A 13,925-nucleotide genomic window follows, 5' to 3' on the forward strand; every position below is an offset into this window, starting at 1 on the left:
TTACTCCGGCATGGAACGAATGATATCGGCCAAATCATCTTTGGTGATTTCATTGGCCTTTATGGCCGCGGCGACATCTTCCTTGGATAGAGGAAAACGCTTAAACATTTTCTTTAAAGCATCCGCATCAACATTGGACATCCAAAGAGGCGCAACAAAGTTCCCCTTGTACTCGGGCTTCATCGGGACATCTTCATGTGCAATCACGCCCTTATGATTAAAGTAGACAATGTAGCGATCATGCCCTTCAGGGAAGCTTTTGTCGTAGTAAAGAGTTACACCGGTCGGTAACACATAGTAGTTTTCATCGCCTTCAGGACCTTCAATGAGCATTGGCTCTTTAGTTTTGATCATTTTCATACTTTGAGACCTCGATGAATCATTAAAAAAAACACACACCAAAAAGATCACACCAAGTAGCAATATTGCAATTAACCAAAGGCCCGTTTTTTTACTAATAGACATTTTTCTTGTCATAGCGCGCCTCCGTATTCCCCTCTAGCATTGCTTGAACGTCCATGGGCATAAAAATGCCGTCCGCCGTCCTCGACTGAGTTTTGGATGCTATTTTCTTCTCCCATGAAAGCCCTCTCAAATCCATATACTTGGAAGGTTCAGATACGATTTTCTTACCTGTTACTTTTGCCCCTTCCAGTGAAACTGTCGTGCAATTGTTAGTCGTTGGTAGATAGGAGCCGGGTAGCAAATACCGCACGTAGTTATCAGTTGTTTTTTTGATCTTTATTTTTGTTGACAGCAACTGATCATAATGAGCAATTACGGCTTCTGCTTTGGAGTTCTCCAAAAAATAGACGAAACCTGTAGTTGTCCGACCAAGGCTCTTCTCTGAAGCCACATAAGCCTTGAAATTGGACCATACGTTTAAAATGGCCTCGCCTTCACTATCGAAAGGCCCCCAGACGTCTCCGTACCGGCCAAAATCATAGGTGATATTTTTGTTACTCACCACAACATGAATTGCCGCATGTCCGAAGGGTTGATCAACTCCATTATGTGTATATGGACCACCGATCAGAATCTCCATATAAGCGCCAGACACTACCAAGGTATTTGTTTTTGTGGTTTTACCTGAGGCTCCCGTGTTTTTCGCAGCCTGCTTTGTACCAGATGTCTTCGTAGGCTGAACCATTAAAGATGTTCCGTATCTTCAAGTTTTGGAAATTTAATGCTGCAACTTCCGCGAGGAACATTTGCAACATGCACAAACCCTTCACCATCAAGAACACCAGTGACCACGACACCATCAGAAAGTGTCAACACATACTCTTCATGGGGAATCGGCTCTTCTTTTTCATTGAGCAGTTGAAACTCAACAAAGGTTCTTTCTTTCAGAAACTCAGAGAAAAAACTACTGGTACTACTGGAGCCAGCGTTACCAACAAATGTATCGGGGGAGCCGGCTGTGATTGTGGCCCCGCATGCCGTTTTCGACCCAACATGTGCCACTTCTTTCCCAAGGCCAAAAACGTGGGGAGCACCCGTTGTTATGGGATTGCTGCCGTGTATGGGGCATGAGTAGGTGTCGCCTACCAAGGCGATAGGTAGGGAATTGACAAAAATAGGGCTTGATCCGGTGGTAATTGCTCCGCCGTGACTGCCTGGATCTCCAAGTCTCGCTACTGGCTTTCCTGCCATGAATTCTCTCCTTTGAACATCGAGAAGCGCGAATAGTACATGATCCTGATCCAGTATTTCGCGCCGCTATCGGTTCCGGAAAATACCGACAAGCAAAGCGGCTGTTTCCGACCTACCTCCGGTTGACTGCCCTGGCCCCACTCCCTATCCTCGCACCTGTCACGACTCATTCGTGATCGGGTTTGACGGCCTGACATTCTTACGACGCGCATAGCCTTCCTTTGCTCGAGCACCTCTGTGCCCGCTCATTGCATATGGCGACTGTGCGTGGGGCACTTTCGGGTGCGCCGGGTTCGTGAGACCGGTCCGTCAACCCGCGCACAGTTGCCACCCTAATTCGTTTGACGGCGTTTTCGTGGCAGCTCTTCTGAACTTTCACGGAGCTTCACCTATGACGAATCCAACTACAAAATTTACCCCTTTCGCCCCCTGCGATCACGTCGACCACCACCTGTTCGCCGTTCAACCCGGCATCCCGCTACTCGACGCCCTCGAACACGCCTCGGTCTACCTCAGTTGCGCAGAAGCTCTCGCCCATCAAGCCCCTACCGCCACACGGCCGGAACATGGCGCTTCGCTACGCTGGGCCAGCCAGCAAATGCTCGGCACCGCACGCTCATTGGTTCAAGCCTCCATCGACGGCATGCACGCGGCAAAATCAGAAGGTGATGCATGAACCCGCATATGCCGATGACCAACAACGAGAGTGATGTTCCGGTTTTACTTGTTTCCACTCAGGCACCGCTGGATGTCTTGCACAGCAATGCCGCCTCACGATTTCTGACTGTGACGCAGATGATGGAAAGCTTGGCGAGTCTGGACATAACCCGGGCCAAAGGGGCTGATGTGCAGCAATTGGCGAAGGCTGCGGCGATGTTGTTGCGCGATGGTTGTGATGTGATGGATGTCTTGGGACGACAGATTCGGGCTGCGGTGGTTTAACCTCGTGGGAGCGAGCGTGCTCGCGATGAGGGCGGCACATCCAACATTGATGTTGGCTGACACTCTGCTATCGCGAGCAAGCTCCCTCCCACAGGTTATATGTGGTGTCAGATACGGAACTGGCCGACCAGTTTGCCCAGGCGCTGGCCGAGGTCTGCCAGGCTGCGTGAAGTCTGCGCGCCGAGCTGGGTTTCATCCGCCACGTTGTCCACGGCCACCGCAATCTGATGCACGCTGCGGTTGATCTCTTCGGCCACCGCCGTCTGCTCTTCCGCAGCGCTGGCGATCTGCGCGTTCATCGAGTTGATGGTGCCGATCAACTGCGCCATGGTGTCCAGCGAGGCGCCCGCCTCGTTGGCCTGGGCGGACGTGCCGTCACCGGCTTCGCTGGAACGGCGCATGGCTTCCACCGCCGATTGGGTGCCAGCCTGCAAGCGGTCGATCATGCTCTGGATTTCCTGGGTGCTGATCTGCGTACGACTGGCCAGCGCCCGCACTTCATCAGCCACCACCGCAAAACCACGGCCGGCTTCACCGGCGCGCGCTGCTTCGATGGCAGCGTTGAGCGCCAACAGGTTGGTCTGATCGGCAATCGAACGGATCACCCCAAGGACGCTGACAATCGACGACACGTCTTTTTGCAGGCTGTCCAGGGACACGCCGCTGCTGCGGATGTCGTCCACCAGTGCATGAATCTTGACGATGCTGCCCGCCACCACGCGCTTGGCCGCCTGACCTTCTTCGTCGGTCTGCTGCGCCGCCACTGCCGCGTTTTGTGCACTTTTCGCCACTTCCTGCGCCGCCGCCGACATTTCGTTGATCGCCGTGGCGACCTGATCGGTCTCGTGACGCTGACGCTCCATGGCCTGGTCCGAGCGCTGGGCCTGATCGGACACCTGATTCACCAGCCCGGTCAGTTGCGTGGTCATTTCGGTGATCTGGCGCACCAGGCTGTGGATCTTGTCAACAAAGCGGTTGAACGAGCCGGCCAGTTCACCGAGTTCGTCCTGGCTGGTGATGGTCAGGCGACGGGTCAGGTCACCCTCGCCTGCCGCGATGTCATCGAGGTTGGCTTTCATCATGTTCAGCGGGCGCAGGATGGTGTTGGCCAGTAGCAGGCCGACGGCCGCGATCACCAACAGCACCACCACGGCAATCCCGACGATGCTCAGCAGCACGCCTTCCATGCGCTCCTGAACCTTGGCTTCCACCAGCGCGACTTGCGCTTCGATGCCGTCTAGGTTGACCGACGTACCCACCGCCATGTCCCACTTCGACAGGTATTCGGTGTAGCCCAGTTTAGGCACCAGCACTTGGGTGTTGCCGGGCAGTGGCGAGCTGTATTGCAGGTAGTGCGTCCCGTCCTTGGCAACTTTCACCAGGTCGCGGTTGACGTAGACACCGTTCGGATCGCGGTTGTCCTTGAAGCTCTGGCCCACGCCTTCGGGGCTGTTGGCCTTGAACAGGCGAACCGTATTGGAGTCGTAGCCGAAGAAGTAGCCTTCCTTGCCGTAGGTGATACTCGACAGCAACTTGATCACCTGCGCCCGCGCGGCGTCATCGCCGGGGGCGGCGGCGTCGTAGAGCGGCTTGATGGTGGTCATGGCCACGGCCACGTAGCTTTGCAGGGTGGCCTTGGCGTCGTTGAGCAGGCGCTGGCGCGTTTCCTCGACTTCCTTGTGCGCCTGTTCCTGAAGCACGAACAGTGTGGTCAGGCTGATAACCAGGGCAAAGAGCAACACCGGGAGAACGGCAAGGGACAGGACTTTAGCCTTCAGGCTCATGCGCATGACGGTTCACTCTTTTGGTTTTGTTGGCGTGGTTAAAAGCTTTAACGGCACGCCGGGCCAAAAGTTGAGCTACCGGGGCAATGAGGTCCCTTATAGGAGTGAGCCTGCTCGCGATGACGGCAGCACATCCAACATCTATGTGACAGACATACCGCTATCGCGAGCAGGCTCACTCCTACAGTTGATCGGTGGTGTTTACAAAACCATCGCCGCCACCCAACCAAACGCCAGCAGCGGCAGGTTGTAGTGCAGGAACGTCGGGACCACGGTGTCCCAGATGTGGTGGTGCTGGCCGTCGATGTTCAAGCCCGAGGTCGGGCCCAGCGTCGAGTCCGAGGCTGGCGAGCCGGCATCACCCAAGGCGCCGGCCGTGCCAACGATGCAGACGATGGCCAGCGGGCTGAACCCCAGCTGCACACACAACGGCACGAAAATCGCTGCCAGGATCGGCACGGTGGAGAACGACGAACCGATGCCCATGGTCACCAGCAAGCCCACCAGCAACATCAGCAACGCGCCGATGCCCTTGCTGTGGTTGATCCACGAGGCCGAAGATTCCACCAGCGTCTGCACCTGGCCGGTGGCTTTCATCACTTCGGCAAAGCCTGACGCGGCGATCATGATGAAGCCGATCATCGCCATCATCTTCATGCCTTCGGTGAATAAATCGTCGGTTTCACGCCACTTAACAATGCCGGAGACCGAGAAGATCAGGAACCCGGCCAGGGCGCCGATGATCATCGAGTCCAGCAGTAACTGGATAATGAAGGCCGCCACGATGGCCACGCCGGCCACCATCAGGCTCAGCGGGTTGTACTGCACTGCGACCTGTTCGACTTGCTCGATTTTTGCCAGGTCGTAGACACGTTTCTTGCGGTAGCTGAAAAACGCCACTGCCAGGCCGAACACCATGCCCAGCGCCGGGATGCCCATGGCGTGGGTGACGTTGATGCCGCTAATGTCCACACCGCTGCGGGCGACGTTGGCCAGCAGAATCTCGTTGAGGAAGATGTTGCCGAACCCCACCGGCAGGAACATGTACGGGGTGATCAAACCAAAGGTCATCACGCAGGCAATCAACCGGCGATCCAGTTGCAGCTTGGTCAGCACGTATAAAAGCGGCGGCACCAGCAGCGGGATAAAGGCGATATGTATCGGCAGAATGTTCTGCGAAGCGATGGCCACCACCCACAGCAAACCAATCAGCAGCCACTTGACCTGCCCGCCGCCGCTGGCGTGCTGCCGATCGACCATCGCCAGGGCCTTGTCCGCCAGGGCATGGGCCATGCCGGACTTGGCAATCGCCACGGCGAACGCGCCGAGCAAGGCATAGGACAACGCCACCGTCGCCCCGCCGCCGAGGCCGCTGTTGAAGGCCTTGAGCGTGGCGTCGATGCCCAGGCCACCGGTCAGGCCACCCACCAGCGCACCGACAATCAGCGCGATCACTACGTGCACACGGGACAGGCTGAGGATCAGCATGATGCCGACCGCGGCGATTACAGCATTAATCATCGTTACCTCAAGGCAAGCGAAATGAGCTCAGCCGGCAGTCTGCGAAGAGCCGCCAGCGGATTAAGTAATGGGTTTTATTAGAGGGCGCGCACTGTGCCGCAGCACCGGCGCCTTGTCAAAGTGAACACCATCCCCGTAGCAAATTTTGTTTCGTGTCTTATTTGAGCGCATGGATAAAGAAAGCCGGATCACGGCCGTTACAGTGCAAAGTCTCAGATATTTATCGAATAAAGGACGTCTCCATGTCACTCAGACAACTTTCCATCCAATGGAAAATCACCCTGCTGGCCGGGCTTTGCCTGGCCGGCATCGTGACCCTGCTGGTGGGTCTTTCGCTGTACCGCATGGAGCACAGCTCCGCGATGGTGAAAGCCTCAAGCATGGAGATGCTCAACGAAGCCGCCCAGGCGCGGATCGAATCCCAGGGTGAAAACCAGGCGCTGCTGATTCGTCAGCAGTTCATGGACGCCTATCAATATGGCCATGGATTCTCGCGTCAGGTGTTGTTCCTGCGCGATCAGGCCGAAAAGCGCTTTCTCGACGCCTTCGACCTGCGTGAAGACCTGACCCGCCAGGTCAAGTCGGCGCTGCAAGCCAACCCCGAGCTGCTCGGCCTGTCGCTGGTGTTCGAAGCCAACGCACTGGACGGCAAGGACGAACTGTTCACCGGCCAGGCGGAGCTCGGCAGCAACGACAAGGGCCGTTTCGCCCTGTACTGGTCCCAGCCGACGCCGGGCAAAGTGAAATCCATGGCGCTGCCGGAAAGTGACATGGCCGACACCAGCACCGGCCCCAGCGGCGAACCGGCCAACGCCTGGTTCACCTGCCCGCGCACCTCGCTCAAGCCGTGCGTGATCGAACCGTACTTCTACGTGATCGACGGCCAGAACGTGCTGATGACCAGCATCGTGTTTCCGCTGATGGTCAACGGTAAAGTGATCGCTTCGCTGTCGGTGGACATCAACCTCAACAGCCTGCAGGCCATGAGTCAGAGCGCGAGCAAAAAGCTCTATGACGGCCAGACCAACGTCAGCATCCTCAGCCCGGTCGGTTTGCTCGCCGGCTACAGTGCCGACGCCAGCAAACTCAGCCAGCGCCTGGACACCGTGGACAAGGCCGACGGCGCCGAGCTGATCCGCATGCTCGCCAGCAGCAGCAAAACCGAAAGCCTGCACAACGATCACCAGTTGAAAGTGCTGGCGCCGTTCCAGCCGATTCCCGGCGGCAAATCCTGGGGCGTGCTGCTCGACGTGCCGGAAAAAGTCCTGGTCGGCCCGGCCGAGATCCTGAAAAAACAACTCGACGACAGCAACACCACCGGTACCCTGGTCGAGCTCAGCCTCGGCGTGCTGGCCGCGTTGATCGGCCTGTTGCTGGTGTGGCTGATGGCCCGCAGCGTGACCAAACCGATCCTCGGCGTGGCCCACATGCTGGAAGACATCGCCAGCGGCGAAGGCGACCTGACCCGGCGCCTGGCCTATGACAAAAAGGACGAACTGGGCCAGTTGGCCGGCTGGTTCAACCGCTTCCTCGACAAGCTGCAACCGATCATCGCCGAGGTCAAACGCTCGGTGCAGGACGCGCGCAGCACGGCGGACCAGTCGTCCGCCATCGCCACCCAGACCAGCGCCGGCATGGAGCAGCAATACCGTCAGGTCGATCAGGTCGCCACCGCGTCCCACGAAATGAGCGCCACCGCCCAGGACGTTGCCCGCAGCGCCGCCCAAGCCGCACAGGCAGCCAAGGACGCGGATCAGGCGACTCGCCGCGGTTTGACCGTGATCGACCAGACCACCACCAGCATCGACCACCTCGCCGCCGACATGAGCGCGGCCATGGTGCAAGTCGAAGGGCTGGCGGCGAACAGCGAGAAGATCGGTTCGGTGCTGGAAGTGATTCGCGCGATTGCCGAACAAACCAACCTGTTGGCCCTCAACGCCGCCATCGAAGCCGCCCGTGCGGGTGAGGCTGGACGCGGTTTTGCCGTGGTCGCCGATGAAGTGCGCAACCTGGCACGCCGCACTCAGGAGTCGGTCGAGGAAACCCGCCTGGTGATCGAGCAATTGCAGAGCGGCACCCAGGACGTTGTCGGTTCGATGAACAACAGCCATCGTCAGGCTCAGGGCAGTGTCGAGCAAGTCAGCCAGGCCGTGACTGCGTTGCGTCAGATCGGCGATGCGGTGACGGTGATCAGCGACATGAACCTGCAGATTGCTTCAGCGGCGGAAGAACAGAGTGCAGTGGCGGAAGAGATCAACAACAACGTGGCAACGATTCGCGACGTGACGGAGTCGCTGTCGGGGCAGGCCAATGAGTCGGCGCGGGTGAGCCAGTCGCTGAACAGCCTGGCGAATCAGCAGCAGAGTCTGATGGACCAGTTCCGGGTTTAACGCAGTTATTTCATCCGCAGAAGATCAAAATGTGGGAGCGGGCTTGCCCGCGATGAGGCCATAACATCCGACATCTATGTTGACTGTTACATCGCCATCGCGGGCAAGCCCGCTCCCACAGGTCACTCAACGTTTTGGGAGTTCGATCACGACCTTCAACCCGCCCCACTCACTCTCGTCCAGCCGCAGCACCCCGCTCCACGTGTCGACGATGTCGCGCACAATCCCCAATCCCAACCCGTGCCCATCCGTCTGTTCATCCAGCCGCGTACCGCGACTGAACACTTGCGCCCGCTGCTCCTCGGGAATCCCCGGCCCATCATCTTCTACACTCAACTCAAACCCGCCCGCTGTCTCGATCACGCTCAAACGAACCTCGGCATCCGCCCATTTACAGGCGTTATCGAGCACGTTACCGAGCAGTTCGAGCAAATCCTCACGGTCCCAAGGCAGCTGCAGCCCGGCCGGTGCGCGGTAGCTGAGCGCCAGGTGCTCGCCATGAATCATGTTCAGCGTCGCCAATAGCCCCGGCAGTTCTCCATCACAATCAAACAACGCCCCCGGCAGCGCGTCGCCGGACAACCGGGCGCGGTTGAGTTCGCGATTGAGGCGTTGCTGGACCTGTTCCAGCTGCGCCTTGAGGATCTTGCGCAACTCGGGATGAGCGTCGAGTTTTTCGCTGGAGGCCAGGCTCAACAGCACCGCCAACGGGGTTTTCAAGGCATGCCCGAGGTTGCCCAAGGCATTGCGTGAACGCTTGAGGCTGTCTTCGGTGTGCGCGAGTAGATGGTTGATCTGCGCCACCAGCGGCTCGAGTTCCACCGGGACCTGATCATCCAGTTGCGAACGCTGGCCTTGTTGCAACTGGGCGATCTGTTCGCGGGCCTTTTCCAGCGGGCGCAAGGCGCGGCGCACGGTGATGCGTTGCAACAGCAAAATCAGCAGCAACCCGGCCAGCCCCAATCCCAAGCCCACTTGCTGCATGCGTTTGAAGCTCTCGCGCACCGGTGTGTAATCCTGCGCGACGCTGATGGAGATGGACTGCCCAAGGCGTCGATAGTCGGAACGCAACACCAGCAACTGCTGCCCTTCCGGCCCCAATTGCAGGTTGCTGTGCAGGCCCGGATGCTCCAGCCGTGGCAACTCCTGATCCCACAGCGAACGGGAGCGCCAATGGCTGTCGGCAAAATCGATGCGGAAGTAATGCCCGGAGAACGGACGTTGATAGGCCGGTGACAGGTGCCGCTCATCCAGTTGCAAGCCTTGCGGCCCACGGACCAGCGCCACCAGCAAATTTTCGCTGTCGTCGCGCAACCCGGCTTCGAGGTAGCGCTGCAAGCCCATTTCGAACAGCCACAGACTGGTTTGCGCCAGCACCAGGCCGACGACGACCATGACGCTGATCAGTCCCAGGCTCAAGCGGCGCTGGATCGACCTCACTGAGCAGCCCCGCCGAACAGGTAACCCTGACCGCGGCGGGTTTCGATCACGCTACGACCGAGTTTACGGCGCAGGTGGTTGACGTGAACTTCCAGCACATTGGAATCGCGCTCGGTTTCACCGTCGTAGAGGTGTTCGGCGAGGTGGCTTTTGGAGAGGATCTGTTCGGGGTGCAGCATGAAGTAGCGCAGCAGGCGAAACTCGGCGGCGGTCAGCTGAATGTCGGCACCATCGCGGGTCACGCACTGCCGGCCCTCATCAAGGTGCAGCCCGGCCGCCTTGAGCGTCGGCTGATTGGCCTGGCCGTGGGAACGACGCAGCAGCGCCTGAACCCGCAGGTGCAATTCTTCCGGGTGGAAAGGCTTGGTCAGGTAATCATCGGCGCCGGCCTTGAGGCCTTCGATGCGCTCGGCCCACGAATCGCGTGCGGTGAGAATCAGCACCGGCGTCGACAAACCGCCTTCTCGCCATTGCGTCAGCACCTCAAGCCCCGACAAACCTGGCAGGCCGAGGTCGAGGATGATCAAGTCGTAGGGCTCGCTGCTGCCCTGATAGACCGCATCGCGACCGTCGGCCAGCCAGTCCACCGCATACCCCTGACGATTGAGGCCGGCCATCAGTTCGTCGGCCAACGGCACGTGGTCTTCCACCAGCAGCAATCGCATCGATCAGTCTTCCTTGTCTTTGAGTAAACGGCCGCTGACGGCCTCGATGTCCAGCTCGCGGACCACGCCCTCGGCGGTCAGCAACTCGACTTCATAAATGTAGACGTCGTGCTTTTCTTCGAGCTCGGCTTCCAGCAGTTTGGAACCGGGATAGCGATCCAGCGCCTGCTGCAGCAGTTGCTCCAGCGGCAGGATTACCCCTTGCTGGCGCAGGCGCAGGGCTTCGTCCTGGTCGAGGTCGCGGGCCAAAACCGCCGAGCAAAACGCCAGCAGCACCAGCGCCATGCGTGAAAATGAACGCACCTTCATTACGTATCCTGATGATCCTTGAGAACCTGGCCGCTGACGGCGTCTAATTCCAGGTCCCACTCGATGCCCTGTGGGTCGCGCAGCTCAACCTGATAGATGTACTTGCCATACTCTTCTTCCAGTTCGGTCTGGGTCACCGTCGAACCGGGGTGTTTGGTCAGAGCCGTGGCGTTGAGCTTCTCGAAAGACACAATGGTACCAGCGTCACGCAGCCTCAGGGCTTCGTCGGGACCGAGGTCACGGGCGTGGGCGAGGCTGGCGGTCATGGCAATGATCGAGGCGGCGGACAGGGCAGTCAGGATTTTCATGGGTGTCTCCGTATTTTTTATGTGTTGCCTACGAAGGTCACCTTAGCGAGCTGAACTTAATTGAAACTGAATTGCCATCATGAAAGATGGCAACACGACATTACAGACCTGCTCAAAAACCCTGTGGGAGCGCGCTTGCTCGCGATAGCGGTGTATCAGTCACCGTCAGTGTTGAATTTGAGACTGCTATCGCGAGCAGACTCACTCCTACAATGACCGTGCTGCCTGTTTATAATCTTGCGCTTGCCAACCATCGAGACCGGTATGACCGCCATCCACATCAAGTTCCCCTCCCTGACCCTCAAGGCCGGCCCGCGTGCGTTGGCGCGCATCCGTAAAGACGGCTTGAGCGCCGCCGACGTCGGCACGCTACCCGGTGCCGCCGGTGGCCCGAAGGCGTTGGGGATTCAAGGGCTGGACCTGGCGTTGTTTGGCGAATGGCTGCCGGCCGCCCCCCGCGAACGCTCGCTGATTGGCGCCTCGGTCGGTTCCTGGCGCTTCGCCAGTGCCTGCCTGCCGGACGCTGCCGAAGGCATCCGGCGTCTCGGGCATTTGTACACCGAGCAGAATTTCGCCAAGGGCGTGACCATGGCGCAGATCAGCCAGAGCTCGCAGCGCATGCTCGATGAATTGCTCGACGGCCGCGACGCCTCGATCCTGAACAACGCGAATTACCGACTGAACATCATGGTGGTCAAAAGTCACGGTAACCTGGCCGACGATCATCGCGGTCGGTTGGGGCTGGCGTTGGGATCAGTGATCGCCGACAACCTGCGCGGTCGCGCGCGGCTGTCGCGGCATTTCGAACGGCTGATCATCCACGACCCGCGCCTGGCCCCGCCGGTCAATGCGCTGAATGACTTCCCCTCGCGCTTTGTTGCGCTGAACGCCGGCAACCTGCGCCAGGCGCTGCTGGCGTCGGGTTCAATCCCGATGGTGATGGAAGGCGTGCGCGACTTGCCCGGCGCCGGCGCGGGGACATTCCGCGACGGCGGACTGCTCGACTATCACCTCGACCTGCCCTACAGCGGCAACGACATCGTGCTGTACCCGCATTTCACCGACCGGGTGATTCCCGGGTGGTTCGACAAGACTTTGCCTTGGCGCCGCGCCTGCCCTGCGCGCCTGCAGGATGTTCTGCTGCTGGCGCCGTCGAAAGAGTATCTGACGCGCCTGCCCTACGGAAAACTGCCGGACCGTAACGATTTCAAGCGTTTCATGGGCGATGCGCCGGCGCGGCAGAAATACTGGCGCGCCGCCATGGAAGAAAGCCGACGCCTGGGTGACGAGTTCCTCGAACTGGCCGCCAATGGTCGCCTCGGCGAGCGCTTGCTGACCCTTTAGTCAGTGTTTCGCCTGCAGCTCTGGTAAACTCGCCGCCTGCCCACATCGCCGCGGCGATCGCCACCTGACAGAGCTGAAATCACTGTGGAAATCTTCAAAGAGTTTACGTTCGAATCCGCCCACCGCCTGCCCCACGTGCCGGAAGGCCACAAGTGCGGTCGCCTGCACGGTCACTCGTTCAAAGTGGCGATCCACTTGAGTGGCGACCTCGACCCGCACACCGGCTGGATCCGTGACTTCTCGGAAATCAAGGCGATCTTCAAGCCGCTCTACGAGCGCCTGGACCACAACTACCTGAACGACATTCCCGGCCTGGAAAACCCGACCAGCGAAGTGCTGGCCAAATTCATCTGGAATGAATTGAAGCCCCTGTTGCCGGAACTCAGCGCGATCCGCATCCACGAAACCTGCACCAGCGGCTGCATCTATCACGGCGAGTAACCCACTCCAACAGCCAACACGAATCCCTGTGGGAGCGGGCTTGTCCGCGATAACGGTGTACCAGTTAGCTCATGTACTGACTGACACACCGCTATCGCGGGCAAGCCCGCTGCCACAATGGGCACTGCGTTTCGTCAGTGAATGATCAAGCCACCTTCATCGGTGGCTTTTTTATGCCTATGCTTTTTGCCTCGCCCCAGAGGACACGCACATGGCTGACTGGCTGCTGGACCGCCAATACCGCTTCAACGGGCACCGCATTCACTACGCCGTGCACGGCGACGGCCCGCCGCTGGTGTTCGTGCATGGCACGCCCTTCTCTTCCTACGTGTGGCACCGCATCGCCCCGCACTTCATTGCCTCCCACCGGGTGTACTACTTCGACCTGTTGGGCTATGGCCAATCGGAGAAAATCGACGGTGACGTGTCGCTGGGCGTGCAGAACGAGTTGCTGGCGCGCTTGCTCGATCACTGGGCCATCGAGCAGCCCGACGTGGTGGCTCACGATTTCGGCGGCGCCACCGCACTGCGCACGCACCTGCTGAACGGCAAGGATTACCGCAGCCTGACATTGATCGACCCCGTGGCGCTGACCCCGTGGGGCTCACCGTTCGTGCAGCATGTGCGCCAGCATGAAGCGGCGTTCAGTGGCGTACCCGATTACATTCAACAAGCCATCGTCCCGGCCTACATTCGCGGGGCGATCAAACGCGACATCCCCGAAGCAGAACTCGCGCCCTACGTGCGGCCGTGGCTGGGGGAGCCGGGGCAAGCGGCGTTCTACCGGCAGATTGCGCAGATGGATGAGCGCTATACCCGCGAGGCTCAAGGGTTGTACCCGAGCATTCGGTGCCCGGTGCAGATTCTGTGGGGCGAGGACGACCAGTGGATCCCCATCGAACGCGGCCGGGCGCTGCATCAGCTGATACCGGGGTCGCAGTTTCATCCGATTCCCAATGCCGGGCATCTGGTGCAGGAGGATGCGCCCGAGGCCATCGTCGCGGCGTTGCTGCGGTTCCTGCCCCTGACTCAATGACCCCACTCCTACAAGGGCTGTGTTGTGTTTCGTCACGCGGCACTGGCAAGGATCGCCACTGCCGCGCTAATTTAGAGTCATCAACCCAA

The 13,925-nt window shown here is 59.2% G+C and carries 14 protein-coding genes and 3 pseudogenes; 7 read left to right on the forward strand and 10 right to left on the reverse strand.

The features are described 5' to 3' along the window. The 3 genes from SB725_RS26750 to SB725_RS26760 form a co-directional block, all read right to left on the reverse strand. The gene (locus SB725_RS26750; protein ID WP_228759015.1) at window positions 1-360 is read right to left on the reverse strand and encodes a hypothetical protein; all 360 of its coding nucleotides are present in this window, start codon (window positions 358-360) and stop codon (window positions 1-3) included. Window positions 361-454: 94 nt separating this feature from the next. Beyond that, window positions 455-1,150, reverse strand: a complete 696-nt coding sequence (locus tag SB725_RS26755; RefSeq protein WP_027925439.1) for a hypothetical protein — start codon at window positions 1,148-1,150, stop codon at window positions 455-457. Then, the gene (locus SB725_RS26760; protein ID WP_081744006.1) at window positions 1,150-1,656 is read right to left on the reverse strand and encodes a PAAR domain-containing protein; all 507 of its coding nucleotides are present in this window, start codon (window positions 1,654-1,656) and stop codon (window positions 1,150-1,152) included. The genes SB725_RS26755 and SB725_RS26760 overlap by 1 nt, the downstream gene beginning before the upstream one ends. Window positions 1,657-2,047: 391 nt before the next feature. On the opposite strand from SB725_RS26760, the gene SB725_RS26765 reads away from it, so the two are divergent. Both SB725_RS26765 and SB725_RS26770 read left to right on the forward strand, forming a co-directional pair. Continuing rightward, complete coding sequence (locus SB725_RS26765; protein ID WP_410922837.1) at window positions 2,048-2,332, forward strand: DUF3077 domain-containing protein; 285 nt, start codon at window positions 2,048-2,050, stop codon at window positions 2,330-2,332. Continuing rightward, complete coding sequence (locus SB725_RS26770; protein WP_123432459.1) at window positions 2,329-2,598, forward strand: short-chain dehydrogenase; 270 nt, start codon at window positions 2,329-2,331, stop codon at window positions 2,596-2,598. Before SB725_RS26765 ends, SB725_RS26770 begins: the two co-directional genes overlap by 4 nt. A gap of 107 nt (window positions 2,599-2,705) precedes the next feature. Here the strand turns inward: SB725_RS26770 and SB725_RS26775 are convergent, their stop codons facing one another. From SB725_RS26775 to SB725_RS26785, 3 genes and pseudogenes are all read right to left on the reverse strand, one after another. After that, complete coding sequence (locus tag SB725_RS26775; protein ID WP_371258961.1) at window positions 2,706-3,527, reverse strand: methyl-accepting chemotaxis protein; 822 nt, start codon at window positions 3,525-3,527, stop codon at window positions 2,706-2,708. A gap of 36 nt (window positions 3,528-3,563) precedes the next feature. Continuing rightward, window positions 3,564-4,388, reverse strand: a pseudogene (locus tag SB725_RS26780) (cache domain-containing protein); the annotation flags it as partial. A gap of 195 nt (window positions 4,389-4,583) precedes the next feature. Then, on the reverse strand, window positions 4,584-5,900 hold the full coding sequence (locus SB725_RS26785) for a Na+/H+ antiporter family protein (protein WP_172825985.1): 1,317 nt from the start codon (window positions 5,898-5,900) through the stop codon (window positions 4,584-4,586). Between the two features lie 464 nt (window positions 5,901-6,364). On the opposite strand from SB725_RS26785, the pseudogene SB725_RS26790 reads away from it, so the two are divergent. After that, a pseudogene (locus SB725_RS26790) lies at window positions 6,365-7,435 on the forward strand (HAMP domain-containing protein); the annotation flags it as partial. 336 nt (window positions 7,436-7,771) lie between these two features. Next, window positions 7,772-8,293: pseudogene (locus SB725_RS26795) on the forward strand (methyl-accepting chemotaxis protein); the annotation flags it as partial. Between the two features lie 126 nt (window positions 8,294-8,419). Here the strand turns inward: SB725_RS26795 and SB725_RS26800 are convergent. From SB725_RS26800 to SB725_RS26815, 4 genes are read right to left on the reverse strand one after another with little or no spacing between them, the layout of a single operon-like run. Beyond that, complete coding sequence (locus SB725_RS26800; protein WP_027925445.1) at window positions 8,420-9,733, reverse strand: sensor histidine kinase; 1,314 nt, start codon at window positions 9,731-9,733, stop codon at window positions 8,420-8,422. Further along, the gene (locus tag SB725_RS26805) at window positions 9,730-10,398 is read right to left on the reverse strand and encodes a response regulator transcription factor (protein WP_027925446.1); all 669 of its coding nucleotides are present in this window, start codon (window positions 10,396-10,398) and stop codon (window positions 9,730-9,732) included. Before SB725_RS26805 ends, SB725_RS26800 begins: the two co-directional genes overlap by 4 nt. 3 nt (window positions 10,399-10,401) lie before the next feature. Further along, window positions 10,402-10,707, reverse strand: coding sequence for a PepSY domain-containing protein (locus tag SB725_RS26810; protein WP_027925447.1), 306 nt, complete (start codon window positions 10,705-10,707; stop codon window positions 10,402-10,404). Further along, the gene (locus SB725_RS26815) at window positions 10,707-11,015 is read right to left on the reverse strand and encodes a PepSY domain-containing protein (protein WP_027925448.1); all 309 of its coding nucleotides are present in this window, start codon (window positions 11,013-11,015) and stop codon (window positions 10,707-10,709) included. Before SB725_RS26815 ends, SB725_RS26810 begins: the two co-directional genes overlap by 1 nt. 264 nt (window positions 11,016-11,279) lie before the next feature. On the opposite strand from SB725_RS26815, the gene SB725_RS26820 reads away from it, so the two are divergent. From SB725_RS26820 to SB725_RS26830, 3 genes are all read left to right on the forward strand, one after another. Continuing rightward, window positions 11,280-12,359, forward strand: coding sequence for a patatin-like phospholipase family protein (locus tag SB725_RS26820; RefSeq protein WP_027925449.1), 1,080 nt, complete (start codon window positions 11,280-11,282; stop codon window positions 12,357-12,359). Between the two features lie 84 nt (window positions 12,360-12,443). Then, window positions 12,444-12,800, forward strand: coding sequence for a 6-carboxytetrahydropterin synthase QueD (queD, locus tag SB725_RS26825; protein ID WP_081744008.1), 357 nt, complete (start codon window positions 12,444-12,446; stop codon window positions 12,798-12,800). A 211-nt stretch (window positions 12,801-13,011) separates the two neighbouring features. After that, on the forward strand, window positions 13,012-13,836 hold the full coding sequence (locus SB725_RS26830) for an alpha/beta fold hydrolase (RefSeq protein ID WP_027925451.1): 825 nt from the start codon (window positions 13,012-13,014) through the stop codon (window positions 13,834-13,836). Window positions 13,837-13,925: the final 89 nt, after the last annotated feature.

Source organism: Pseudomonas sp. SIMBA_041, from assembly GCF_046535095.1.
Classification (GTDB): domain Bacteria; phylum Pseudomonadota; class Gammaproteobacteria; order Pseudomonadales; family Pseudomonadaceae; genus Aquipseudomonas; species Aquipseudomonas mucoides.